Here is a 25940-nt window from a genome sequence, read left to right on the forward strand (position 1 = left end):
TGTAAAATATCGCAGCCTATGTGAACCCCTTTATGTGTATATTTTGTTCCTCAATGGTTATCTTTGATGGTGCATCGCGTAACCCGCTGCTGCTAGGGCGAAGGTGCATGAAAACAAAATGTCCATAATTGAAGTCTCACAAACTGTTTTTATTTTACAAAATAAAAACTAAGGAGGAGTCATTCATGGCTCGTTATACCGGCCCAAGCTGGAAATTATCACGCCGTCTTGGAATCTCTCTAAGCGGTACAGGTAAAGAATTAGAAAAACGCCCTTACGCACCTGGACAACATGGTCCTAACCAGCGTAAAAAGCTTTCCGAATACGGATTGCAATTACAAGAGAAGCAAAAGCTTCGTCATATGTATGGAGTAAACGAGCGTCAGTTCCGCACTCTATTCAACAGAGCTGGTAAAATGCAAGGTGTACACGGTGAAAACTTCATGGCTCTTTTAGAGTCTCGTTTGGACAACGTTGTTTACCGTCTTGGTTTAGCTCGTACTCGTCGTCAAGCTCGCCAATTGGTAAACCATGGTCACATTCTTGTTGACGGATCTCGCGTTGATATCCCATCATACCGCGTAGCTCCTGGTCAAACAATCGGCCTACGTGAAAAATCACGTAACCTAGACATCGTTAAAGAAGCAGTTGAAGTAAACAACTTCGTACCTGACTTCTTAACTTTCGATGCTGAAAAGCTAGAAGGAACTTTCACTCGTTTACCTGAGCGTTCTGAACTTCCGGCTGAAATCAACGAAGCTCTTATCGTCGAGTTCTACTCTCGTTAATAGTTTCAAAACAAGAACCCTCACCTTTTGGTGGGGTTTTTTGTTTATCATCATTGTCTTCGTTCTATCTGGGATTTTCCTATAATATTTTTTATGATTTTCACTTTCTATTTTCACTTTTCTTCATTCTATTTTCAGATTTGCTTTTTCTATTTTCAAATAAACACCACGTATTTTCACTTTTCCCCGTTCTATTTTCAGATTGACTTTCTATTTTCATTTTCCTTCATTCTATTTTCAGATCTGCTATTTCTATTTTCAAGAAACACCACCTATTTTCACTTTTCCCCGTTCTATTTTCATATCGATTTTCTATTTTCACTTCTCTTCATTCTATTTTCAGATCTGCTATTTCTATTTTCAAAAAATCACCACCTATTTTCACTTTTCCCTGTTCTATTTTCATATCGATTTTCTATTTTCACTTTTCTTCATTCTATTTTCAGATCTGCTATTTCTATTTTCAAAAAGTCACCACCTATTTTCACTTTTCCCTGTTCTATTTTCATATCGATTTTTTATTTTCACTTTCCTTCATTCTATTTTCAGATCTGCTATTTCTATTTTCAAAAAGTCACACCTATTTTCACTTTTCCCTGTTCTATTTTCATACACACCACACCACATAACTGTTCCTCACTCACTACTGAAATGAAAAACCTCCCGAAAGAATTCGAGAGGTAAAATATCTTAGTATTTAATTAAGAAATATTTTTTCTTTCCACGACGAACGATGGTAAACTGATCTTCAATTCGATCAGCAGTTGTTAAAACATAATTCGTATCGGTTACTTTTTCACCGTTAATCGAAACTGCTCCATTTGTGATGTCTTCACGCGCTTGACGTTTAGATGGGGATATCTTGGCAGCAACAATTAATTCCACCAACGATAACTCTTCTTCAGCAGGAGCTTCGTATGAAGGAACATCTTTGAAGCCTTGCTTAATTTCCGCAGCAGTTAAATTCTTAACGTCTCCACTAAATAGAGCAGCAGAAATTTTAATTGCTTGCTGTAACGCATCTTCTCCATGAATCATCCGGGTCATTTCTTCAGCTAGTGCTTTTTGGGCTTTACGTAGATGCGCCTCTTCTTGGATCGAAGCTTCTAACGCTTCGATTTCTTCTTTTCCGAGGAAAGTAAAGTATTTCAAGTATTTGATGACATCTGCATCTGCTGTGTTGATCCAGAACTGGTAGAACTCATACGGTGATGTTTTCTCAGGGTCAAGCCAGATTGCACCGCCTTCGGTTTTACCAAACTTTGTTCCATCAGCTTTAGTGACTAATGGAATCGTTAAACCAAATGCTTTCGAACCTTCTGAGGCCATTTTACGGATCAATTCAAGACCAGTTGTGATATTTCCCCACTGATCACTTCCACCGATTTGCAATTTACATTGATGGTTCTGGTATAAGTGTAGGAAATCCATCGCTTGTAAAATTGTGTAAGTAAATTCAGTAAAAGAAATTCCTGTTTCTAGTCGTGATGCGATTGTGTCTTTCGCTAACATATAGTTCACACCTACATGTTTTCCGAAGTCACGTAAGAAACTTACAACATCTAACTTACTTGTCCAATCATAGTTATTCACCATGATTGCACCGTTTTCTCCTTCAAAATCAAAGATGCGTTTCAATTGCCCTTGAATTCCTTGTACATTGCGTTCTACATCTTCTGTTGTCTGAAGTTTTCTCTCTTCGCTTTTTCCACTCGGGTCACCAATTAGCCCAGTTGCACCACCAACAAGAACAATCGGACGATGGCCTTGATTTTGGAAACGTCTTAACGTTAGGAATGGCAATAAATGACCAATATGCATACTATCTGCAGTTGGGTCAACACCGCAGTATAGTGAAATTTTTTCCTGGTTTAATAGATCAGTCAGACCTTCTTCATCTGTCTGTTGATAAACGACTCCACGCCATTTCAAATCTTCTAAAAGATTCATCTTTCTTCCTCCAAATCGTAAAAATAGCATATAAAAAAGCACCCCTGCACAATGCAGGGGCGCTATATGCGCGGTACCACCCAGCTTGAAAACATACGTTTTCCACTCAATTCGATAACGGTTCAACCGACCGTTGCTACTATATTTGTTCACAACGGTAGCTCAAGGAGGTAATTCATTTTTCTATTTGTACCGACTCCCATCAACCGCCGGCTTTCTGAAAACAGGGATAGAAAAACTACTGATTCCCATCATTGCTTAATATAAAGTTATTAAAGCATTTTTACCACAATAAAGCTATTATTGTCAAATATCTCATGAAATAAAAGGAAAATGCGGCAACCTAGCATTTCAAGACGGTTGTTTATGCTATAATGTATGTGATTTTAGGGGGAATGATAATGAACCATGAACAAAAAGGGTGGAAACACTTTCTTTCTTCGTTGCAGTCATTTTTTACAAATAAAAAGACCGTAAAAAGTGCTAGAATCACCTACAATGTTGTTTGGAACTTACTATTACTTTTTATCATTATTATGGTGATTGGTGCTGGCTTTGCTGGTGGAGCTGCAGCAGGGTACTTCGCTTCACTCGTTAAGGATGAGCCACTTCGATCCTACGAGCAAATGGAGAAGGATATCTATAATTATGAGGAAACATCTAATCTTTATTTTGATAATGATGTGTACCTTGGAAAACTCCGAACGGACCTTTATCGGGAAGAGGTTGAGCTTGAGGATATATCCCAATACCTTATTGACGCTGTCGTCGCAACTGAAGATGAATATTTCTATGAGCATGATGGAGTTGTCCCAAAAGCGATTTTTCGCGCTCTCTTCCAAGAGGTAACCAACTCAGCAACCCAATCAGGGGGAAGTACATTAACTCAACAGCTCATCAAAAACCAAATCTTGACGAATGAGGTTAGCTTCGAACGAAAGGCAAAAGAAATCTTGCTAGCACTTCGGTTAGAGAGATTCTTTGAAAAAGAGGAAATTCTTGAAGCTTACTTGAATGTAGCAACCTTAGGACGAGATGCATCAGGAAATAATATTGCTGGTGTAAAAGCAGCTGCACAAGGAATTTTTGGAGTTGAAGTAGATAAATTAACGTTGCCACAAGCTGCCTTTATCGCAGGACTTCCACAAAGTCCATTCGGGTATACGCCTTTTAGTAGCGATCAAGGAAAGCTTAAAGAAAACCTTGAACCAGGATTAACTAGAATGAAAACCGTCCTCTCAAGAATGCATACCGGCGGTTATATCACGTCAGAAGAATACAATAAAGCAATTGAGTATGATATTACGAAAGACTTTATCAAAAACGCGGATGATGGCCATACGATTGACGAATATCCTTGGCTAACATTTGAAATCGAAAAACGCGCCAAAAATGTTCTGGCTTATATTTTAGCTGAAAAGGACGGCTACGAAAAAGCCGATTTAGATGCAGATGAGGACCTAAAAGGAGAATACCTTACTCTAGCAGATCGAGACTTACGCCAAAATGGCTATAATGTCCATACAACAATCAACAAAGACATCTACGATAAGATGCAAAAGGTTGCCCAGAACTTTGAACTTTATGGCAACGATAAGCCTGAAGAAATAACCGATCCAGAAACTGGTGAAAAGGTAACAATCAAGGAGCCGGTTGAGCTTGGAGCCATTCTCATTGAAAACAAAACTGGGAAGATTATCAGTTTTGTAGGTGGCCGTGACTTTAAGCGAGAACAATTAAATCACGCAACAGATGCAAAAAGACAAAATGGTTCAACCATGAAGCCACTACTTGTATTTGCGCCAGCGATGGAACTTGGAACTCTCCAACCTGGATCTGTTTTGCCAAATGTTCAAGTGTATTTAAATGGCCCTGGTAAGCCATGGCCACATAACTACGACCGTAGCTATAGTGGGCTCACATCAGCAAGATATGCACTAACGAGATCCTATAATGTTCCAACTGTTATCGCCTATAAAAACATTGTTAATCAACGACCAACTACTTTCCTTGAAAAAATGGGCTTTACTTCATTATCCGAGGATGACCATGTGAATCTTTCAGCTTCAATTGGATCGATTTCGGGAGTTACCGTTGAAGAAAATGTCAATGCATATGCAACATTTGCGAATGGCGGTAAATTCGTCGATGCTTATTTGATTGATAAAATTGTTGATAAAGATGGAAATACCATCTTTGAACATAAGGCAGAAGAAGTCGATGTCTTCAGCCCTCAAACAGCGTATTTAACGATTGATATGATGAGAGACGTTATTAACCAAGGAACAGCGACATCAATGCATAATCGTCTGAAGTTCAGTTCAGATTGGGCTGGGAAAACTGGAACAGGACATAATTATTATGATTCTTGGTTTGTCGCGACGAACCCAAATGTGACGTTTGGTGTTTGGAACGGTTATGATACCCAGAAACCATTGGATCTGACTTATAAAGGTGTTAGTTATGGAGCAAGAAATATCTATTTATGGGCGGACTTAATGAACGCTGCTTACGATGTTGATTCAAAGCTTGTTGATCCAGAAGAGCGATTTGAAATGCCTGGTGGAATTGTTCGAAGATCTTATTGTGGTGCATCTGGTTTACTGCCTTCAAAAGCTTGTTCCGATGCAGGCCTTGTGCAGACAGATTACTATAATGCAAAATATGTTCCGACTAAGGTCGATGACACTGTTGCGTCTAGCAGATATGTTCGTGTTGGGGATAAGCGTTACTTTGCTTTAGATTCAACTCCGAATGAATTTGTTGAATCTGGCGGTGCAACAATTGACCCAAGTTATATGGAGAGCATTATTGGGCATAAGATCAGCAACCCGTCTCAGCTAATTCCTAATCGTGGAGCATGGTCAAACGTCCTTGTTGCAAATGCGAGACTGTCCGACAATGGCAACACCCCAGCGGCTCCATCAGTTGGTGGGTCTGGTAGTACAATCACTTGGAAAAAGCATCCTGAAAATGACGTGATTGGTTATCGCATCTACAATAATGGGAAAAAGGTAAAAACCGTGAAAGCCGGTGAAAATCTGTCATACAAAGGCGGTAACGGTTCATTCCATGTAACGGCTGTAGATATTGCAGGTAAAGAATCTGCACCTTCCAATGTTGTCAAAATTGGTGAGGAAAAGAAGAAGGAAAAAGAAGTCGAACAGAAAAAGCAAGAGAAACCTAAAGAGCCTGAGAAACCATCCGAGGATCCACAGGCCTCAGCAGAAACGAACTCAGAGTCTAACGAATAAACAGGAAAAAGGACCCGTACAAATGTGTATGGGTCCTTTTTGAAGGCTCTTTTCTTAAACTTTGTGCTTTTAGACATAAAGAGGAAAGAATTAGCTGTGTTATCACTGGACAGCAACTGAAAATCAGGAGAAAAGAGCAAGTAAACTTAATAAGAACGCACATAATGGATTATCCTGCGTTAAAATCGGCGTTAGGATTTTAACAACAATCTTTACAAAAATAGCCTTTTCGATAGATTACTTGAATTAGTCTTCCATTGTCGATAAATCGCCTGTTGGCAAGTCTAACTCCCAAGCCTTTAAGACGCGACGCATAATTTTTCCACTACGTGTTTTTGGAAGCTTTTCACGGAATTCAATCTCCCTTGGTGCTGCATGGGCAGCTAATCCTTGCTTAACAAATTGACGTATCTCTTCTTTTAGCCCATCTGTTGGTTCGTGACCATCAATAAGGGCAATAAACGCCTTGATGATTTCTCCTCTAACTGGGTCTGGCTTTCCGATTACGCCAGCCTCAGCAACGGCTGGATGCTCAAGTAGTTTACTCTCGACTTCAAAAGGACCGACTCGTTCTCCTGAAGTCATAATCACATCATCGATTCTTCCTTGGAACCAGAAGTAACCTTCATCATCCATGTATGCTGAATCACCTGAAACATACCAATCTCCTGGCATAAAATAGGATTCATATTTTTGTTCATTATTCCAGATGGTCGCCATCATCGAAGGCCATCCTTTTTTAATCGCCAAATTGCCCATTCGGAATGGTGGTAATTCTTCCCCACGATCATCTACAATCGCCGCTTTCACTCCAGGGATTGGTTTCCCCATTGAACCAGGTTTAATTTCCAGACAAGGATAGTTACAAATTAACTGAGCACCTGTTTCTGTCATCCACCAAGTATCATGAATACGAAGGCTAAACACCTTCATTCCCCAACGAACTACTTCTGGATTCAACGGCTCACCGACACTTAAAATGTGGCGAAGACTGCTAAGGTTAAAACGCTTAATCACTTCATCGCCTGCGCCCATTAACATCCTAAATGCTGTCGGCGCACTGTACCAAACCGTTACCCCATATTCTTCAATCATCCCATACCATGCTTCCGGACTAAAACGTCCCCCAACAATAACATTAGATGTTCCAGTCAGCCAAGGTCCAAAAATCCCGTAAGATGTCCCAGTTACCCATCCTGGGTCCGCTGTGCACCAGTAGATATCCTCTTCTTTTAAGTCCAAAACCCACTTAGCTGTTTGGTATTGTTGAATCATCGCATTATGAACATGTAAAACTCCTTTTGGTTTTCCAGTGGAACCGGATGTATAATGAAGAATCAAACCATCTGTTCGATCTACCCATTCTACTTGTAGGGATTTACTGGCTTGGGACATTTTTTTCTTGAAGTCTTGGTATTTGCCAGTTTCCTCTACCTGATCTCCTACTAAGAAGATATGTTGTAGTGCCGGCAACTCATCAACCGGGACCCTTTTTAAGAGCTCTGGAGTCGTAACAAGTACTTTTGCTTCACTATCTTGAAGGCGGTCGCGGACTGCTCCTTCCATAAATGCTTCAAATAACGGACCTACAATTGCCCCCAATTTAATTGCTCCTAATACAGCAAAGTATAGCTCTGGGGATCGAGGCATAAAAATAAATACGCGATCTCCCTTTTCCACATCTCCATAATTCTTAAAAACATTCCCTGCCTGATTGGAGTACTCTTTCATTTCTTTGAATGTATATTTTTCTTTTCGCGTTCCATCTTGGTAATAGAGAGCAATCTTATTTTTCCGGGGCCCATCCGCATGCCGGTCAATTGCTTCATGTGCCATATTGACTTTCCCTGTATCATGCCAAGAAAAGTTCTTCTCTACATCCTGCCAGTTAAAATTGTTATAAGTATCCTGATAGTTTTGTAGATTGAATTGTCCTTGAAGGGCTGGTAGCGCTTCCACTTTCATCGAATCCTCTCCTTTTTCTCTTTATGGTTAAGGTCTATTATAGTATAAATACACCATTTTCACAATTTTAAAATTTTTTTAAATTGTTTTTTTGTTATTATTCTATAACTTTTCTATCGTGATAAGACTGAAAATTTTGTGAAAACGCTTTTACCTAAAAGATTTAAATGTATAATGAAGAAGACAATTTTAATCATTATGGTGGTGACTTAATGGAACATAAAAAAACATATAACGCAAAGGAATTAAAGACAATTCATGGAAGTTTAATTATAGAAGGACCTATTTCCCCTGAAAAACTTAAAAGCCTAGAGTTCCATCATGATTTAGTTGCTTTTCGACCTCCGGAACAACAACATAAAGCATTGGTTGAAATTGCCGGCCTACCAGAGGGGCGAATTATTATTGCACGGCACGGAGAAATGGTTGTTGGTTATGTCACCTACCTTTACCCAGATCCGCTTGAGCGTTGGTCTGAGGGAAAAATGGAAGATTTAGTTGAACTTGGGGCCATTGAAGTCATCCCGAAATTCCGTGGCTGTGCAGTAGGAAAAAACCTGCTTATTGTATCCATGATGGACGATGCAATGGAAGATTATATTATCATTACAACCGAATATTACTGGCATTGGGATCTTAAAAATACCGGATTAAATGTTTGGGACTATCGAAAAATGATGGAGAAAATGATGAACGCCGGGGGCCTCACTTGGTATGCAACAGATGATCCTGAAATTAGTTCCCACCCAGCAAATTGTTTGATGGCGAGAATCGGAGATCGAGTTAGCCTTGAATCCGTCGAAAAATTTGACCGTTTAAGATTTATGAATCGCTTCATGTATTAACTGTTCACCACTTTGAACAAGAGGGGGATTCAAATGATTGTAGAAGAAATAATGAAAACAGACCTTGCCACTCTAAAAAAGGACAACACAATTGAAGAAGCTTGTCATTTAATGGAGTCAAAGCGGATTAGGCATCTTCCTATTGTTGATGACGAGTTTGTTTTAGTAGGCTTAGTATCCGACCGAGACATCCGTGATGCCATGCCTTCTAGATTTCTTATTGAGCAAGATTCAGAAGTTCTAAATAAACCGATTGAAAGTTTGATGACGACAAGTTTAATTACCTGTCACCCTTTAGATTTTGTTGAGGAAATTGCTGCCTTATTTTATGAGCACAGCATTGGTTGCCTTCCAATTGTAAAAGACCAAAAACTGGTTGGAATTGTCACTGAAACAGATTTATTGCACAGCCTAGTTGCACTTACCGGAGCACATCAGCCTGGCTCTCAGATTGAAGTAAAGGTCCCGAATAAAGGTGGAATGCTCAATAGTGTTGCTTCCATAATTAGTGCACGAAAAGCCAATATCTCTAGCGTTTTGGTTTATCCCTATCAAAAGGATGAGCGCTACAAAATCCTAGTATTTAGAGTTCAAACCATGAATCCTACTCGCATTATTGAAGATTTAAAGAAAGCAGATTTTCATGTTCTATGGCCTAACCTGCCAGGTGTTTCATCATGAGTGGTCGTTCTGTTTTTGTTTACTCAGATGAGTTATTAAAATACAAATTTAGCAGTCATCATCCTTTTAACCAAGTTCGCTTAAAATTAACACTCGATTTATTAAAAAAGACGAACGCGATTACAGACGCAGACATCATTCCCCCGCGACCAGCTACTGAAGAAGAATTATTCCTTATTCATGATCCCAATTATGTGAATGCTGTTCGCCTCGCAGGATTGGGTAAATTGAGTGAAGAAACGGCAGAAGGATACGGGCTTGGGACGGAGGATACTCCTATCTTTCCAAACATGCACGAAGCCAGTTCCTTGCTTGTCGGTGGGACATTGACCGCTGTGGACCAAGTCATGACTGGAAAAGCCGACCATGCCCTACATCTAGGTGGAGGGTTACATCATGGATTTCGCGGCAAGGCATCAGGATTTTGCATTTATAACGATAGTTCTGTTGCGATTAAGTACTTGATTGAAAAGTATAATGTCCGTGTGCTTTATGTCGATACGGATGCTCATCATGGAGATGGTGTACAGTGGTCTTTTTATGATGACCCCAACGTTTGCACATTATCCATTCATGAAACAGGCAGATACTTGTTCCCTGGGACAGGGAATGTAAACGAACGGGGACAAGGAAAAGGATATGGTTACTCCTTTAATATCCCTGTTGATGCCTTTACTGAGGATGAATCTTGGTTATATGCGTATCAAAACGCTCTCAAAGAAGTCGCGGATTTTTTCAAACCTGATGTTATTTTCACCCAAAACGGAGCTGACTCCCATTATTATGATCCTTTAACACACTTATCTGCAACGATGCGGATTTATCGAGAAATCCCAAGACTTGCACATGAGATTGCACACCAATATTGTAATGGCAAATGGATTGCTGTTGGTGGAGGAGGTTATGATATCTGGCGAGTGGTCCCAAGAGCTTGGTCTTTAATTTGGATGGAAATGACCGAAAACTCAAACTGTTATGGAAGTTTACCTGATGATTGGGTATCTTACTGGCAGGAAAAAAGCAGTGTGGCACTTCCCATTGAATGGGATGATCCAGCAACCCTTTATCCAGCAATCCCACGAAAAGACGAAATAACCGAAAAGAATCGCCTTACTTTGGAAAAGGCCCTCTATCCAATTTTACAAAAGAAATCGAACGAGCGAATCGATACATAAGGATCGAGAAGAGAGGCCCTCTATCTGATTAACAGGCCCATAAAATAAAAAGGCTCTTTTCTCAAGTGATTATGGGGAATTAAGAGTTGTTGCACCCCAAATATCGTATTTTTATGAGAAAAGAGCTTGCAAACTGACTGTAACGTAAAAAATAGCTTATCTTGCGTTAAAATCGGCTTTAGGAATTTAAAAACACCCTTTACGAAAACAGCCAATAAGAATGACCGCTTTTTACAAAGCGGCCATTTTTATTAATTATTTTTTGTTGAGTCGCGCAACTCAATACGATGAGGAAGAAGAACAGTTTGGTCCTCTACTTCCTCTTTATTCATTAATTTTGTAAGTAGACGCATCGATACCGCTCCGATATCATATAATGGCTGGACAATGGTTGTTAATTGCGGACGGACCATCATTGCAAGCCTTGTATTGTCTGAGCTAATCACTTCAAAGTCCTCTGGAACCTTAAAGCCACGGTCTAGCGCCCCATGAACCACTCCCAATGCCATCTCATCGGAACCAACCACAATAGCAGTAGGCTTTGTTTCTAGCTCTACAAGCTTTTCAATAGCCTCAAGACCTGAATCATACGTATAATCTCCCTCAATGACTAGCTCTTCATTGAATTCATAAGAAGCCTCTTCTAATGCACGTTTATAACCCGCTAGCTTACGAACACTATTTATTGGCTCTTGTAGAGGACCCACAACAAAAGCAATTTGTTTATGGCCTTTTTCAATTAATAATTGCACCACGTCAAAAATCGCTTTTTCATAGTCAATATTAACCGAAGGAATCGTTTCTGTTTGTTCAATTGAACCAGCTAGGACAATTGGTACTGGAGACTTTTTAAATTCCTCTACATGTTCTTCGGTGATATTACCACCCATGAACACAATCCCATCAACCTGTTTTCCAAGCATAGTATTTAATAAATGTAGTTCTTTCTCTTTATTTTGGTCAGAACTACTAAGGATTATATTGTATTTATACATCGAAGCAATATCTTCAATTCCTCTTGCTAGTTCGGCAAAGAAGATGCTTGATATATCAGGGATAACCACCCCAACTGTTGTTGTCTTTTTACTCGCTAACCCCCGTGCAACCGCATTTGGACGATATCCTAAACGGTCAATAACCTCCATAACCTTTTTTCTAGTCACAGGTTTAACATTCGGGTTACCATTCACGACACGTGACACCGTTGCCATTGATACATTTGCTTCTCTTGCTACATCATATATTGTAATATTCATGCCTTTCACTCCTTTAATCCGTAACACAGCTTTCTTCTATTTTACTGCATAAGTGGCAAGTTTAATCATTGCTAAGTTTGTGATTTAATATACATATGAAAGAATTCATGTATTTACTATACGCTATCTAATTAAATCTCGCAATCTGAACGTTAGATAATCTTGCATAATTAATATGTAAACTTGGTTAACTTATTGGTTTTACTTAAAATAAAGCTCTTTTCTCAAAGATTGTTACTTTTTAAAGGAAATATAGAATGATTTAGCTATGATTCCATTCCAAAGTTCGTATACTAGATGAGAAAAGGAGTATACAAATTAAGTAATAACACAAGAACGGCCTATTTCGCGTTAAAATCAGCTATTAGATTTTAACATCGAACTATACAAAGACAGCCTAGAATAAAGACACTTTATTGTGGTTAGTATCTTAACCCGATATTCCGGAAAAATGCTATATTATAATTCTGGGCCAAAACCAAAAGGATCCAATCTAAAAACAAGTTTGAGAAAAGACCCCAATAAAAACTTTGAAAAGAAGTTTTCGCTATATTAAAAAGCCTTCCCATTGCTGGGAAGGCTTGGAATGCTTTTAGATTTGCACAAAAGCAGATGAACGAAGGGATTCAACAAACTCATCAAATTGTTTCAAATCCATTTGCTGAGCATTATCTGATAAAGCTACCGCTGGATCAGGATGAACTTCCGCCATTACACCGTCAGCACCAATAGCAAGGGCTGCTTTTGCTGTTGGAAGAAGCAAGTCTCTTCTACCTGTTGAGTGTGTCACATCCACCATTACTGGTAAGTGAGTTTCTTGTTTAAGAATTGGAACTGCAGAAATATCAAGTGTATTTCTTGTTGCTTTTTCGTACGTACGGATTCCTCGTTCACAAAGGATAATTTGGCCATTTCCTTGAGCCATAATATACTCTGCCGCGTTAATAAATTCTTCAATAGTTGCTGAAAGACCACGCTTTAGGAGGACTGGTTTATTAACAGCGCCTGCTGCTTTTAACAGCTCAAAGTTTTGCATATTTCTGGCACCAATTTGAATGACATCAATGTAATCAACGGCCACTTCAATGTCGTTTGGATGGACAATTTCACTGATTGTCGCTAAATCGTATTCGTCGCCAATTTGCTTAAGTATTTTCAAACCTTCTAAGCCAAGACCTTGGAAATCATATGGCGAAGTTCTAGGTTTAAAAGCTCCTCCTCTTAAGAACTTAAAGCCTTTTTCTTTAACAGAAGCAGCAACAGATGCTACTTGCTCATACGACTCAACGGAACATGGACCGAATACAAAACGCTGTGTTCCATCACCAATCTTGACACCCTTCACTTCTACAACTGTATTTTCAGGCTTTTTCTTTCTAGATACAAGCAGTGCCTTCCGATGATCATCTTCTTGAAGTTCAAGACCAGCTTTAAAAATTTGCTTGAAAATATGTTCAATCGTTGAATTTTCAAATGGACCATTGTTGTTCTCTTTAATTAAATCAAGCATATGTCGCTCCCGAACAGGGTCATAGCGATGGACACCTTGCGTTTCTTTTGCTTTTCCGATTTCTTGAACCAATAGTGCTCTTTCATTAATTAAAGTTAGTAATTGGAGATTTAATTCATCAACTCGATCGCGTAGCTGATCTAATTTGTTTGTCATCGTTTCCCGCCCCTTCATTTCTTTTATTCAGAATGTACTGCATTTTCTATAATTAGGGTTTATTATAAAGGATATCAATTCGTTTGTCACGAACTTTTCTTTATTAATTAAACGCTTTTAAGCACTAAAGAATATTTTTGGTCCGAAAAGAGAAAATGGAAAACATCCATGTGCGCATGGATGTTCTAGTTAATCTCTTCAAGTGCTGCTGTTAATGATTTTTGGGTGATTTTCCAATGAGAAGCATGCCAGCCGACATTTCCCTTTGTAAATAAGATTGCCTGAGGAGATTCGTGCTTAATATGGAAGTGTTCAGCAATGTGATTCGATAATGACCTTGCTTCTTGAACAGCCAAGTAATAGCAAGGAACACTGGTTTCATTAGCGAAAGTTTCGTACTCTTGAAATGCTTCTTGGCTTATCGGACATGTTAAACTGTGCTTTACCATGAAGAATGGGTCTTCCCCTTCAGCAAGCTGGTTAAATTGTTCAATCGAATTGATCTTTTTCATACTTCCACTCCTAAATTCTTTTTTCAGAATAAAAAATTAACGGTGAAGTAATCTTACCACTCCACCGTTTGATTGACAAATTTATTAATGATTTAATTTCTGCTCGGTTTCATCAAAAGCTCTTTGCGTTTCTTCTAATTTTCTTTGAATTTCATCACCAAAATTATTGTCTTCTTCTCGAACCGATCCCCTAACTTTCTGAATCAATTCATTCGATTGTTGTGTAACATTATGAGCAACCGTGTTCGCTTTTTCTTTAACAACTGATGCTAATCCATTGCTCTTATAAAGCGCCCTATCTTTCAACTGAGAAGTCTGACCATCAATGGTTGATCTTAAGTCTTTACCAGACTTAGGCGTTAATAATAGTGCCGCTGCTGCTCCAGCAAGAGCGCCTATAAAAGCACCAACAAAAAAATCACGCGAGTTTGATGTTTTTGCATCTTCTTTCCCATTCATTTCTCTGCTTGCCATATTTGTTCACCTCATTTTTATTGATTGGCCCGTTCACGTTGTCTCGCAAGTATTTGTTCAGCTTCAGCATGGTGTTCAGAGTGAAGTTTTTTTGCTTTCCATTTATCTTTTAACTCAAAGAAAACATTACTCCATTGGACAACTTGGGAAATTTTATCCTGGCTTTTTTCTACTTCTTCATCAACCTTAGAAGTTATCGTTTGTATGGATTTGTTAAAACGCTGAACAGAGTGGCCAACATCTTTTACTGCTAGTACAACTGAATTCAGATTTTCAGACTTTTCCTGGATATCTTCCGCAAGCTCATTGGTTTTATGTAGCAGCGTCGTTGTCTCACGTGTTACTCCATCAAGTTGTTTTTCCAATCCCGTCAACGTGTGTGCGACACTGTCGAGCGTGCCTTGAAGGGATTTTAACGTCTTCGCTAAATAGATCACGAGCACGAAAAAAGCAATAGCTGCTACAGCCGCACTTAAATAAAGAATGATTTCCACATTTGCACCTCCATTAGCCCTATACATGCTTTTCCCTAACTAAACGAGACAAAACCTAAATATCCTTATGTATACCGTATAAGGCTTTCCATTTCACAGTCTTCTAATCATTAGGATAACATTTACAAGCCATTTCGGGTACAATTATAATTGTTTTTTCACATTGATTAGGAGGGATTTACATGAAAGACCCACGTATTGAAAAACTAGCCAAAAATTTAATCAATTATTCCATTAAGCTCCAAAAAGGGGAAAGTGTTTTAATTGAAAATTTCGGCTTACAGCGTGAGCTTGTGACAGCTCTTGTAAGAGAAGCCTATGCAGCTGGTGGCTATCCATTCGTTTCCCTAAAGGACCAACAAGTTGACAGGGCCCTTTTACTCGGGGCCGAAGAAGAGCATTTTAATCGCATCGCTGAGTATGAAGCAAATGTAATGAAGAATATGGATGCTTATATCGGGCTTCGCTCAGGCGACAATATTAACGAACATGCAGATGTGCCAGATAACAAAATGAAAATTCATGGTCAAACGATTGGGAAGAAAGTACATAGAGAAATCCGTGTTCCAAAAACAAAGTGGGTTGTTCTTCGTTATCCTACTTCTTCAATGGCACAGCTAGCCAAAATGAGCACGGAGGCGTTTGAAGATTTCTATTTTGATGTATGCAATTTAGATTATAGCAAGATGGATCATGCAATGGATTCGCTTGTGGAATTGATGAACAATACTGATCAAGTTCGGTTATCAGGTCCTGGAACTGATCTAACATTTTCAATAAAAGATATTCCGGCTGTTAAATGTGCTGGAGAAGCCAATATTCCAGACGGAGAAGTTTATACCGCTCCTGTTCGCGATTCAGTTAACGGAACGATTACGTATAATACCCCTTCGCCATATCAGGGATTCACGTTCGAAAATGTCCAACTTACATTTAAAGATGGAAAAATCATTGAGGCTACGGCAAATGATACAGACAGAATCAATAAAATTTTTGATACAGATGAGGGAGCCCGCTTTATAGGGGAGTTCGCAATTGGGGTAAATCCATATATCCTTCATCCAATGCAAGATATCCTTTTTGATGAAAAGATTGATGGTAGCTTCCATTTTACTCCTGGTCAATGCTATGACACCGCTTATAATGGAAACCAATCAAATATTCACTGGGACTTAGTAAATATTCAACGCCCTGAGTATGGTGGTGGGGAAATTTATTTCGATGGAAAGTTAATCCGTAAAGATGGACGTTTTGTACTTCCAGAGTTAGAAGCACTAAATCCAGAAAACTTAAAATAAATATGACAGAACGAGAATGTTCTTCTAAAAAGAAGGCTGTTTTCGTAAAGATTATTGTTAAAATCCTAAATCCGATTTTAACGCAGGATAAGCCATTTTGTGCATTCATAATAAGTTTACTGGCTTTTTTTCTTGATTTAGAGTTGATGTCCAGTGAAAACAAAGCTAATTTTTTCTCTTTATATCTAAAAGCAACAAAGTTTGAGAAAAGAGCAAAAAAGAAAAAGGATGCGAGTTTTCGCATCCTTTTTTTTAAACCAATTGGTTTTCATAGGCAGCCTGGAATTTTTGAATATCCCCAGCTCCCATAAAAATAATGACACCGTTATCGTGCTTCTTGAGGAGCGAAGTATCTTCTTCTGTAATAATTTCTGCTCCATCGATTTTTTCTTGCAAATCCTCGATTGATAATTTTCCATGATTCTCTCGGGCTGACCCAAAGATTTCGCATAAATAAACCTTATCTGCTTGGTTCAGGCTATCAGCAAATTCTTGAAGAAAAGTTTGCGTTCGAGTAAACGTGTGTGGTTGGAATACAGCAACGATTTCACGATCTGGGTATTTTTGATTCGCTGCTTCAATCGTCGCTTTTATTTCCGTTGGATGATGAGCATAGTCATCGATGATCACTTGACCACCAATCGTTTTTTCCGAAAATCTTCGCTTAACACCCTGGAACGTGTTTAATTGTTCTTCAATGATCTTCGCTTCAATTCCCTCATAATTGCAAAGAGCAATAACCCCAAGTGCATTAAGAACATTATGATCTCCATAAGCAGGAATAGAGAAGGTATGATAATACGTATTGCGAACAAAAACATCAAAGGTAGTCCCATCAGTAGACTTTACTACATTTCTGGCTTGAAAGTCATTTTCTTCCGCGAAGCCATAAAATACAACTGGTACCTTTGCCTGTATCTTTTGCAGTTGTTCATCATCGCCACACGCAATGATTCCTTTTTTCACTTGTAAAGACATTTCCTGAAAAGCAGAAAATACGTCTTCAAGATTTGCAAAATAATCTGGGTGGTCAAAATCAATATTTGTCATAATCGCATAATCCGGAAAATAGGACAAAAAGTGGCGTCGATACTCACAAGCTTCAAAGACAAAATACTCTGCTGCCTTGTCTCCCTTACCAGTTCCATCTCCGATCAGAAATGAAGTCGGTTTAGCTCCTTTCATCACATGTGCAAGGAGACCTGTCGTAGAGGTCTTCCCATGTGCACCAGTCACCGCAACGCTTGTGAAATTTTGCATAAAATCACCTAAGAAACGATGATATCGAACAATTGGGAGCCCTAATTCCATAGCCCGCTGAATTTCTTCGTGAGTATCTGGGAAAGCATTCCCAGCAATAATTGTCATTCCAGGCAGTATATTATCCTTATTGAACGGAAGGATCTTTATTCCGGATTGTTCAAGGGCAATCTGGGTGAAGAAATGTTTTTCAACATCAGAGCCCTGCACTTGATAGTCCATATCATGGAGAATCTGAGCAAGAGCGCTCATTCCAGACCCCTTTATACCTACAAAATGGTAAATAGTCATATAAAGAACCTCCAACAACGTCTGTATGTAACACAGTATATGACGGTAATCGTTTTTTTGCTCATTATTAATGGCTGTACGAACTGTTCAGTCTGTGCAACCTTGAATATTGAAACATTATATCATTTTTTCTTTGTAAAAACTATGGCATTACTAATATTCATATTTTCAGGTAAAACCATTCTTCCAATTCACTCCGACAATCACACACTTATTAGCTATCATGGAAGGCTTCTAAATCGTCTAGGGAAATAAGCACATCCCTTGGTTTACTTCCCCGCCCTTCAGAAATAAAACCGTTCTGTTCCATCATATCAATCAATCTTGCAGCACGGTTATAACCTATTTTAAATCGGCGCTGGATACTTGACGTAGAGGCTCCTCCCTGCTCAATGACATATAAACAAGCGTCATAAAATAGCTCATCCTCTTCTTCGGTAATTTGTGATTTTTTGATTAACTCATCCTGTTCAAATAAATAGTCAGGTTCCCGTTGCTTACGAACAAAAGCGACAATTTCATCAATTTCTTCATCCGAAACAAAGGTGCCTTGCAATCGGAAAGGCTTGGAAGAGCCGCTTTCTAAAAAGAGCATATCGCCCCTGCCTAACAGTTTCTCTGCCCCACTTATATCGATAATCGTTCGTGAATCGACTTGTGAGGACACAGAAAATGCAATTCGCGTTGGAACATTCGCCTTAATCAACCCTGTGATTACATCAACGGAAGGTCGTTGAGTAGCAATAATTAGATGTATTCCACAAGCACGCGCCTTTTGGGCAATCCTGCTGATGGCCTCTTCAACATCGGCTGGAGACATCATCATTAAATCAGCAAGCTCATCAATCACAATCACAATATAGGGTAATTTTTCCGCATAGCGACCATGCCCAATTGCCAATTCATTAAATCGGCCAATATCCCTTACCCCTGTATGTGCGAATAATTCATAGCGTCTTTCCATTTCCTCCACTGCCCATTTCAATGATGCGGTTGCCGCTTTTACATCTGTAATAACGGGACTCACTAGATGTGGAATGTGATTATATGGAGCAAGTTCAACCATCTTAGGATCTATAAGCAATAATTTTACATCATCAGGATGTGCTTTGTATAAGAGACTTACGAGCATCGTATTAATGCAGACACTCTTTCCTGAACCAGTAGCTCCTGCAATCAAACCGTGTGGCATTTTCTTTAAGTCTGTTACTACAGGGGTTCCAGCAATATCAAGACCTAACGCCACTGAGAGGGGGGATTTATTTTCATTAAATCCTTCAATTGAAAGAATCTCACTGATTAGCACAGGCCGGCTTACTGCATTTGGTACCTCAATCCCAATGGTATGTTTTCCTGGAATCGGAGCCTCCATCCTGATGTCTTTTGCCGCTAGGCTTAATTTAATATCATCGGATAGATTCGTAATTTTGTTTACCTTTACTCCAGGTTCAGGTTGCACCTCAAAACGAGTAACAGCCGGACCTTGGGTAACATTTACCACTTTTGCGCCAACATTAAAGTTTATTAAGGTTTCATTCAAAATTTGCTGTTGTTTTTCTAACCATTCGTCATTTGTTTCATATCGAACCGGCGGCTGTAACAGTTCAAGTGGTGGAAATTGATATGCAGTAGCCTCTCCAGGTACACCCTTCGAATTTACCTCTGGTTTTGTGTCCTTCAAATCCATACCATGCTTTGCATCAAGCAGTATATTTTGTTCTTGAGATTCAGTTGTACTCTCTTTTTCAATAATTGAAATGACATTACTAGTCTCTTCGAGTGAATGATCTTTTGAATCTATTTGTCGACTAGGTTCCATTTCTATCTGATTTTCTTCATTTGCTTTATTTGAGTATTTGGTTTGAATAGAGTCCGCTGTGTTCAGTCTAGTTGTAGTCGCGGCTCCTATTTTCCTCCGCTCCTCCATTTTCCGCTTATCTTGTTTTAACATCAACACATTAAATGGAAGTTGCTTTCGTTTCGGCTTTTCAGCTTTTTCCATTGTAGCAGCAACAGGCACAGTCTCCATTGCCTCTTTTAGCGCTTCATTCTCATCGATCGCTTGTTCTTCATTTTCCGAAGGTATAGATGTTTCTATAACCTCATCGTGTTTTTCCGTAATCGATTGTGTACTTGTGTCAGAGTCTAAATCTAGCGCTGTGCTCGACTCTGTCTCAAAACTGACAATGTCACTCTCCACCACATCGGGAGTTTCGGATTCTCTCCTATTAGGCTCCACATGCTCCATTATCTCTTCGGCTTCAGATTTCAATTGCTCTGTGTTGCCAAAGTTTTGCCCCTTTATTGCGGAAACAAAGGTTTCTTGAGTATGTTCTTCCTGAACTTGTTCTTCTTGTGCTTGCACTTCTTGAGCTTGCTCTTCCTGAACTTGTTCTTCTTGTGCTTGCTCTTCTTGTGCTTGCTCTTCTTGAACTTGCTCTTCCTGAATATGTTCTTCTTGAGCTTGCTCTTCTTGAACTTGCTCTTCCTGAACTTGTTCTTCTTGTGCTTGCACTTCTTGAACATGCTCTTCCTGAACTTGTTCTTCTTGTGCTTGCACTTCTTGAACTTGCTCTTCCTGAACTTGTTCTTCTTGTGCTTGCACTTCTTGAACTTGCTCTTCCTGAACTTGTTCTTCTTGTGCTTGCACTTCTTGAACATGCTCTTCCTGAACTTGTTCTTCTTGTGCTTGCACTTCTTGAACATGCTCTTCCTGAATTTGTTCTTCTTGTGCTTCCTGAATTTGTTCTTCTAGAACATAATCCCCTTGGACTTCTTCTTCTTGGGCTTTGGAAAGGAATGGTTCTCTTTTGTTGTTCTCTCGGGAAACATTTTCATTCGTTTTTTGTTTATTGATGCGATTTAGAAAGTCCAATTCACTTCCCTTAATTCCAATTACATCGTTTTCCTTGGTTTTTTCTCCATCGGAATCACCCTTATTAAAACCTTTCAATTCATACTCAACCTCACCTGTTGGTTTTGGTCGATTATTAAACGCAAAGATGGGCGATGGCGTTTCCGTCGGCCGAAACGGCTGACGACTTCCCTTATGAGGAATACTAGAAACCTTTGCACTCGACATTGTGGGTTTCGGCTTAGATTTTTGAATGGGTTTTTCTATTGGTTTTTCTATTGGTCTTCTTTTTTGTTCTTCTGCTTGGAATTTTTGCTCCTCCATAATCGGAGCTTCTTCCCTTTTTCTTCGCGGTTCATTCCTCTTTTCATTTACAGGATCAGGGATGAGTGGAAATTTAAACTGACCTTTTGGGTATTTGTATAAAACCCGTGTTTCTACTTCTTTTTTATATTCTTTTGTGTCTGACTCCACTAACGGGCGCTGTTTGCTCCTGTTGGTATTTGACTGGTGGTCGTCTTGTTGGTTTGGTTCATTCTCTTCTTCTCCACTAAACATTTGCAAAAGCCTTTTAATCCAACTCACATTATCACTCTTTCTTAATCCATATATCATTCCTATTTTAACAGTTATTGATTAATTTTCGAGTGAAACTTACTAGAATAGGTCGTATTATTCAGTTTTAAAAATAACGCGAACAAACGAAAAAGCCCTCTGTACAGGGCTTTTTCGTTTATTCTTAATATAGAATATTATGTTTGTTTATTTTTACCCAATATGAAAATTGGTTCAAGTTCCCCATCTTCATAGAGGAAAGATAAAGCTGTAATTGGTACTCTGCCACTTGCAAAAAAGCTCATCGTCATTTGTGCAAGTACGTCATACCCTGTGTTATTTCGGATATCTGCAACAATCAAAACATCCTGATGTGGCACAGCTATTGCAAAATCACCTTCAATTTTCTCCTTCATCTCAGTCAATAATCGGTCATTTAAAATACGACTCGCATCATAACCATCATTAGAATTTAGAAAATAAAAGTAATTTCCAGCCACTGCATCCTTTTTAAATTCTGTGGACAAAGAACGCAGATTGAATAAGGCCGTCTCTCTGATTTGACTTTCTTCCCAGCCTTCTTTTTTTATTAAATTTTTATCAATAAGCCGGTAAGTTTTCCCCATATCCAATGCATAATAAATTCGAGTTTCTGCAGTATGGTCATCATAAAAGAATGGAACACCCTCCTCAGCCTCCGCTGGAAAAGAGGTTGAACGAATAACAGGAAAAATATTTTTTTCATGGCCAGATAATTGCGCTTGATCCTCCATCGCATTAAGACCTTCAACGACATAGTACACCGTTTCATCAATGGCCTTTTCCTTTTGTTCGTTCCATTTAGCAATGATTCCAGGCAAAGTAATCGTGATTCCACGACCAGTTTCCTTTTGCTCAATTCGGAGCGTGTCTTTCTCACGGTCGAAGGTAATTTTACGGTCTGGATGCTTGAGTTTTTCCTCAAGCAACTTTTTCATTTTCTTACTATCCATTTTCTAGGCCAGGCCTCCAATAAATTCCTCTATTTGTTCTTTTGTTTTTCGATCTTTGCTTACAAAGCGACCAAGTTCTTTCCCATCTTCAAAAGCAAGGAAACTAGGAATTCCGAATACATCCATACTTGCACATAAATCAATAAATTCATCACGATCAACATAAATAAATTCATAGTCTGCAAATTTTGCCTCAACCTCAGGCAAAATTGGGTCAATAAACCTACAATCAGGACACCAATCTGCAGAGAACATAAATATATGTTTACCGTTATTTTTCATTGAATCAAATTGTTCTACGGATTCTAACTTTTTCACCGTCTCGTCCTCCAATCAACAAATAGCAATTTGTCTCTATTTTAAACTCCCACAACAAAAAAAGAAAATAAGCTGACTGATAGAAAAGCGGAAGTGGCTCGTATAGGGGCGACAGGCATAAGACGAGCCGGCTAGAAGGTTGCTTTTTAACCTTCTTGACGGATTGGCTTATGTCCCGAGCCCCTAGCCACTGCAGCTGGACAATAAGAAAAGCGGAAGTGGCTCGTTCAGGGGCGACAGGCAAAAAAAAACGCCATCACTAAGATGACGTTCTCTATTTTACCTGAACAGAATTTGCAATTTCCATCATAGTAACCGCATCAGACTTTAGGCTATTGGACTCTGTTGTTAACTTAACGCCACCAACACCAGCAACAATCTGATAAACCTCTTTATCTTCATCTAGGATTTTGACTAACAGATACCCAAATTCCCCGTCTTTTTCAAATACTTCCTTTACATCCCATTCTTCATTCTGTTCGAGAGTCGATTCATAAACAACTTTACTATTGCGATCTTCATACTGATTATAAAATAAGATATACGTACGAGATCCATTTTTTAAGATAATGTTATTTTCGGTTTCCTCTTGCTTTTCAACCCCAAAAGGCAAACGGTACTCTATATCTTTATTGCTTTCATTTACTTCTTTAGTTTCTTGAACAAGTTCTGTCTCTACAGCCTCAGTTGTTTCAACCACCACTTCCTCAAAGGAGGCAGAACAAGCACCTAAAAAGAATATCGAACCAAAAATAAGTAATGCTTTTAAGGCAACTAACCGCATTTCGTGAACCTCCTTTATTCAGGACAGCAAATCCTTGATCCCACACATAACGAAGTCAGCCTCTCCCTTAAATTTCTGAGACAAAGAAGGTGTGGGTGAGGACAACTTCCTGTAAAGGTCTGAGAATAAATATGTTTCTTAGAGGGATGGGCTTTATAGAAAAGTCCGTCAGGCTCTGCTTTTAATTATACGCTTTACCATCAATGGCTTCTCCACTGATGGAGGCCTTTATATCATACCGCTACTTTAGAATTAGTGACAACCCCTTTTTGCAGAAATATGATGAATATTGTCGAATATTTAATAAAGCGCAAATTTTATTTACCATGATTGAGTTTATATTCAAATTGGCCTACTAATAGTTTCACCACATGAGTGAACATTTCATCACGATTCAAACGTCCATTTGTAAAAATCCCTATAGCGCCTTCTTTTTTACGGACATTTTGTTTTTTTGCGTATTCATCCATGACTGGGCCTAATTCTTCTCCAGCCATTAGGCGTTCAGCAATTTCATTTGGCAAAGGGATTCGAGCTCCACCAGCAATGATTGGATCCATGTCTTTTCCTTTAAGTGCTCCCCAATTACATAAAACCAAGCCATACTCAGTTTGCTGAACGCCTCCTTCCAGCCCAATCCCTATATCTGCTTTTGTTGCATGAGCAGCAGAAATTGCCCGATTGATCGCTCCTTTTATCGTCTCCTCGTCTGTAAGCGGTTGTGCTCTGACACCTGATTCTGTTTCAACAGCTTTGATTTCATATAGTTGGTCCTGGAAGACCGATTGAACCGCAGCGATTTTCGCCGGATTTTTTGATCCGATACTTACAATCATCATACTACCTCCCAAAATTCAGCAAAAAGAGGCAGATAGCCTGCCTCTCACCTCTTAACTATTTTGTTTAATGGTTTCCACAGTCGTTTTATCACACGCTTTTACAAGTTTGACTAATAGTTCTTTCGCAGCAGCATAATCGTCAACGTGTACAATGGAAGCATGTGTATGAATATAACGAGAGCAAATCCCTATGACGGCACTTGGCACACCCTGGTTAGAGATATGAACTCGGCCTGCATCTGTCCCACCTTGGGAAACAAAATATTGATATGGGATTTTGTGACTCTCCGCAGTATCTAGGATAAATTCCCTCATTCCTCGATGCGTTACCATAGAACGGTCAAGTATTCTTAAAAGAGCTCCTTGTCCTAATTGCCCAAACTCATTTTTATCACCTGTCATATCATTGGCTGGGCTTGCATCTAGGGCAAAGAAGAGATCAGGGTCGATTAAGTTTGAGGCTGTTTGAGCCCCTCTCAAACCAACCTCTTCCTGTACCGTCGCACCTGAATAGAGGATATTTGGTAACTTTTCATCTTTTAATTCTTTAAGTAATTCAATAGATAGACCGCATCCATAACGATTATCCCATGCCTTCGCAAGAATCTTTTTCTCATTCGCCATTGGTGTAAACGGGCAAATAGGGACGATTTGCTGTCCAGGCTTAATCCCAATTCGAAGGGCATCTTCTTTATCATCAGCACCAATGTCAATTAGCATATCTTTAATGTCCATTGGCTTATTGCGTTTCGCATCATCCAACAAGTGAGGTGGGATTGAACCTATAACTCCAGTAACTGGACCTTGATCCGTAATAATTTGGACACGCTGTGCAAGTAAAACCTGGCTCCACCAACCACCAAGTGTTTGGAAACGGATCATTCCATTTTTAGTAATAGATGTAACCATAAACCCCACTTCGTCCATATGGCCAGCAACCATGATTGTAGGACCTTTTTCATCGCCTTTTTTTATGCCAAAGATACTTCCTAAATTGTCTTGCACAATTTCATCACTATAAGGTGTTAGTTGTTCCCTCATAAATTTACGCAAAGAATGTTCAAAACCGGGTGCTCCAGGAAGCTCGGTTAAGGTTTTAAATAAAGCTAATGTCTGTTCATTCATATTTGCAGCTCCTCATAAATAGTTAGTCTCTCTAAAGAATTTATGTACATATTGTATTTTACATAAAGTTAAAATAGGATGCCAATATTATTCTCTCCTAAGTACTTGTCATTCAACTCAATATTTCTTTGAAGGCTATTTAAATTTTGATATGATTAAAACAATGGTAAGAAATGATAAAGGGGGTACGTAATGAACTGGAAATATTTTTTTCTAGGAGTTAGTACAGGAGTTGCTGGTGCTTATCTTGTAAAAGAGGCCACTGCCAGAAAAGAGAATGTTGCTCCTGAGCAAATTCTTGAAAAAGTTAAGAACGCATTTAAAAAAGAAGGCCCGATTACAGGTTCTTGGATTAATATGACAACTGAAACTTACTTTCGTTTTCCCATTGAACATCAAGTTTATAAAGGTGGGATTACGCGAAATCTTTCTGGCCAGTCTGAACAATATGAGTTTATAGCTGACGCCAAAACAGGGACCATTCTTGAAACGAGCGCCATTACATAAGACCTGCTAGAAGCAGGCCTTTTTCTTTGGTAACTATTCATATATGTTTCATACTAT

General features: G+C 39.0%; 21 protein-coding genes and 1 other annotated feature. Of the genes, 7 read left to right on the top strand and 14 right to left on the bottom strand.

All coding sequences use genetic code 11. From position 1 onward, the window contains the following. The first annotated feature begins 185 nt into the window (after positions 1 to 185). Positions 186 to 788, top strand: a complete 603-nt coding sequence (gene rpsD, locus M3182_RS19435; protein WP_251431729.1) for a 30S ribosomal protein S4 — start codon at positions 186 to 188, stop codon at positions 786 to 788. Between the two features lie 690 nt (positions 789 to 1478). On the opposite strand, the gene tyrS is transcribed toward rpsD, so the two are convergent. After that, entirely contained in the window at positions 1479 to 2738 is a 1260-nt protein-coding gene (gene tyrS / locus M3182_RS19440; protein WP_251431733.1) for a tyrosine--tRNA ligase, read from the bottom strand. Positions 2739 to 2790: 52 nt separating this feature from the next. Beyond that, positions 2791 to 3002: a binding site (T-box leader), on the bottom strand. 137 nt (positions 3003 to 3139) lie between these two features. Here tyrS and M3182_RS19445 point away from each other — a divergent pair. Beyond that, positions 3140 to 5992, top strand: a complete 2853-nt coding sequence (locus M3182_RS19445) for a transglycosylase domain-containing protein (protein WP_251559693.1) — start codon at positions 3140 to 3142, stop codon at positions 5990 to 5992. A gap of 246 nt (positions 5993 to 6238) precedes the next feature. Here M3182_RS19445 and acsA read toward each other — a convergent pair whose 3' ends face one another. Next, complete coding sequence (gene acsA / locus M3182_RS19450) at positions 6239 to 7957, bottom strand: acetate--CoA ligase (RefSeq protein ID WP_251431739.1); 1719 nt, start codon at positions 7955 to 7957, stop codon at positions 6239 to 6241. Positions 7958 to 8169: 212 nt separating this feature from the next. Between acsA and M3182_RS19455 the strand changes: the two genes are divergently transcribed. From M3182_RS19455 to M3182_RS19465, 3 genes are read left to right on the top strand one after another with little or no spacing between them, the layout of a single operon-like run. Continuing rightward, positions 8170 to 8802, top strand: a complete 633-nt coding sequence (locus tag M3182_RS19455) for a GNAT family N-acetyltransferase (RefSeq protein WP_251431742.1) — start codon at positions 8170 to 8172, stop codon at positions 8800 to 8802. A gap of 33 nt (positions 8803 to 8835) precedes the next feature. After that, positions 8836 to 9483 (top strand): acetoin utilization AcuB family protein, encoded by a 648-nt coding sequence (locus tag M3182_RS19460; protein ID WP_251431746.1) that lies wholly within the window; start codon positions 8836 to 8838, stop codon positions 9481 to 9483. Continuing rightward, complete coding sequence (locus M3182_RS19465) at positions 9480 to 10658, top strand: acetoin utilization protein AcuC (RefSeq protein ID WP_251559694.1); 1179 nt, start codon at positions 9480 to 9482, stop codon at positions 10656 to 10658. Before M3182_RS19460 ends, M3182_RS19465 begins: the two co-directional genes overlap by 4 nt. 251 nt (positions 10659 to 10909) lie before the next feature. Here M3182_RS19465 and ccpA read toward each other — a convergent pair whose 3' ends face one another. From ccpA to M3182_RS19490, 5 genes are all read right to left on the bottom strand, one after another. After that, entirely contained in the window at positions 10910 to 11914 is a 1005-nt protein-coding gene (gene ccpA / locus M3182_RS19470) for a catabolite control protein A (RefSeq protein ID WP_251431752.1), read from the bottom strand. A gap of 592 nt (positions 11915 to 12506) precedes the next feature. Further along, entirely contained in the window at positions 12507 to 13580 is a 1074-nt protein-coding gene (locus M3182_RS19475) for a bifunctional 3-deoxy-7-phosphoheptulonate synthase/chorismate mutase (RefSeq protein WP_251431755.1), read from the bottom strand. 185 nt (positions 13581 to 13765) lie between these two features. Beyond that, positions 13766 to 14092 carry a bacillithiol system redox-active protein YtxJ gene (ytxJ, locus tag M3182_RS19480; protein ID WP_251559695.1) on the bottom strand — a complete coding sequence of 109 codons (327 nt, stop codon included), beginning with the start codon at positions 14090 to 14092 and terminating at the stop codon, positions 13766 to 13768. Positions 14093 to 14176: 84 nt separating this feature from the next. Beyond that, on the bottom strand, positions 14177 to 14566 hold the full coding sequence (locus M3182_RS19485) for a YtxH domain-containing protein (RefSeq protein WP_251431761.1): 390 nt from the start codon (positions 14564 to 14566) through the stop codon (positions 14177 to 14179). Positions 14567 to 14583: 17 nt separating this feature from the next. Further along, complete coding sequence (locus M3182_RS19490; RefSeq protein ID WP_251559696.1) at positions 14584 to 15060, bottom strand: DUF948 domain-containing protein; 477 nt, start codon at positions 15058 to 15060, stop codon at positions 14584 to 14586. Between the two features lie 182 nt (positions 15061 to 15242). Between M3182_RS19490 and M3182_RS19495 the strand changes: the two genes are divergently transcribed. After that, complete coding sequence (locus M3182_RS19495; RefSeq protein WP_251559697.1) at positions 15243 to 16358, top strand: aminopeptidase; 1116 nt, start codon at positions 15243 to 15245, stop codon at positions 16356 to 16358. 252 nt (positions 16359 to 16610) lie between these two features. Here M3182_RS19495 and murC read toward each other — a convergent pair whose 3' ends face one another. The 7 genes from murC to M3182_RS19530 form a co-directional block, all read right to left on the bottom strand. Beyond that, positions 16611 to 17909 (bottom strand): UDP-N-acetylmuramate--L-alanine ligase, encoded by a 1299-nt coding sequence (gene murC, locus M3182_RS19500; protein WP_251431772.1) that lies wholly within the window; start codon positions 17907 to 17909, stop codon positions 16611 to 16613. A gap of 214 nt (positions 17910 to 18123) precedes the next feature. Further along, positions 18124 to 21348 (bottom strand): DNA translocase FtsK, encoded by a 3225-nt coding sequence (locus tag M3182_RS19505; RefSeq protein WP_251559698.1) that lies wholly within the window; start codon positions 21346 to 21348, stop codon positions 18124 to 18126. 167 nt (positions 21349 to 21515) lie between these two features. Next, positions 21516 to 22310, bottom strand: coding sequence for a DUF1444 domain-containing protein (locus M3182_RS19510; protein WP_251431779.1), 795 nt, complete (start codon positions 22308 to 22310; stop codon positions 21516 to 21518). Between the two features lie 3 nt (positions 22311 to 22313). Continuing rightward, positions 22314 to 22628, bottom strand: a complete 315-nt coding sequence (locus tag M3182_RS19515; protein ID WP_251431782.1) for a thioredoxin family protein — start codon at positions 22626 to 22628, stop codon at positions 22314 to 22316. A gap of 274 nt (positions 22629 to 22902) precedes the next feature. Then, entirely contained in the window at positions 22903 to 23412 is a 510-nt protein-coding gene (locus tag M3182_RS19520) for a hypothetical protein (RefSeq protein ID WP_251431785.1), read from the bottom strand. A gap of 317 nt (positions 23413 to 23729) precedes the next feature. Then, complete coding sequence (locus M3182_RS19525; RefSeq protein WP_251432022.1) at positions 23730 to 24248, bottom strand: DUF84 family protein; 519 nt, start codon at positions 24246 to 24248, stop codon at positions 23730 to 23732. Positions 24249 to 24302: 54 nt separating this feature from the next. Beyond that, positions 24303 to 25376 (bottom strand): M42 family metallopeptidase, encoded by a 1074-nt coding sequence (locus M3182_RS19530; protein WP_251559699.1) that lies wholly within the window; start codon positions 25374 to 25376, stop codon positions 24303 to 24305. 192 nt (positions 25377 to 25568) lie between these two features. On the opposite strand from M3182_RS19530, the gene M3182_RS19535 reads away from it, so the two are divergent. Further along, positions 25569 to 25883 (top strand): PepSY domain-containing protein, encoded by a 315-nt coding sequence (locus M3182_RS19535; RefSeq protein WP_251431791.1) that lies wholly within the window; start codon positions 25569 to 25571, stop codon positions 25881 to 25883. Positions 25884 to 25940: the final 57 nt, after the last annotated feature.

It is taken from the genome of Mesobacillus maritimus (assembly GCF_023715205.1).
GTDB classification, from domain to species: domain Bacteria; phylum Bacillota; class Bacilli; order Bacillales; family Cytobacillaceae; genus Mesobacillus_B; species Mesobacillus_B maritimus_C.

Coding starts and splice junctions, on each gene's coding strand:
- M3182_RS19465 (WP_251559694.1), top strand. CDS start 9,480: ATGAGTGGTCGTTCTGTTTTTGTTTACTCAGATGAGTTATTAAAATAC.
- M3182_RS19535 (WP_251431791.1), top strand. CDS start 25,569: ATGAACTGGAAATATTTTTTTCTAGGAGTTAGTACAGGAGTTGCTGGT.
- murC (WP_251431772.1), bottom strand. CDS start 17,909: ATGACTATTTACCATTTTGTAGGTATAAAGGGGTCTGGAATGAGCGCT.
- M3182_RS19455 (WP_251431742.1), top strand. CDS start 8,170: ATGGAACATAAAAAAACATATAACGCAAAGGAATTAAAGACAATTCAT.
- M3182_RS19520 (WP_251431785.1), bottom strand. CDS start 23,412: ATGCGGTTAGTTGCCTTAAAAGCATTACTTATTTTTGGTTCGATATTC.
- M3182_RS19525 (WP_251432022.1), bottom strand. CDS start 24,248: ATGATTGTAAGTATCGGATCAAAAAATCCGGCGAAAATCGCTGCGGTT.
- acsA (WP_251431739.1), bottom strand. CDS start 7,957: ATGAAAGTGGAAGCGCTACCAGCCCTTCAAGGACAATTCAATCTACAA.
- ccpA (WP_251431752.1), bottom strand. CDS start 11,914: ATGAATATTACAATATATGATGTAGCAAGAGAAGCAAATGTATCAATG.
- tyrS (WP_251431733.1), bottom strand. CDS start 2,738: ATGAATCTTTTAGAAGATTTGAAATGGCGTGGAGTCGTTTATCAACAG.
- M3182_RS19445 (WP_251559693.1), top strand. CDS start 3,140: ATGAACCATGAACAAAAAGGGTGGAAACACTTTCTTTCTTCGTTGCAG.
- M3182_RS19530 (WP_251559699.1), bottom strand. CDS start 25,376: ATGAATGAACAGACATTAGCTTTATTTAAAACCTTAACCGAGCTTCCT.
- M3182_RS19475 (WP_251431755.1), bottom strand. CDS start 13,580: ATGACAAACAAATTAGATCAGCTACGCGATCGAGTTGATGAATTAAAT.
- rpsD (WP_251431729.1), top strand. CDS start 186: ATGGCTCGTTATACCGGCCCAAGCTGGAAATTATCACGCCGTCTTGGA.
- M3182_RS19510 (WP_251431779.1), bottom strand. CDS start 22,310: ATGGATAGTAAGAAAATGAAAAAGTTGCTTGAGGAAAAACTCAAGCAT.
- M3182_RS19495 (WP_251559697.1), top strand. CDS start 15,243: ATGAAAGACCCACGTATTGAAAAACTAGCCAAAAATTTAATCAATTAT.
- M3182_RS19485 (WP_251431761.1), bottom strand. CDS start 14,566: ATGGCAAGCAGAGAAATGAATGGGAAAGAAGATGCAAAAACATCAAAC.
- M3182_RS19460 (WP_251431746.1), top strand. CDS start 8,836: ATGATTGTAGAAGAAATAATGAAAACAGACCTTGCCACTCTAAAAAAG.
- ytxJ (WP_251559695.1), bottom strand. CDS start 14,092: ATGAAAAAGATCAATTCGATTGAACAATTTAACCAGCTTGCTGAAGGG.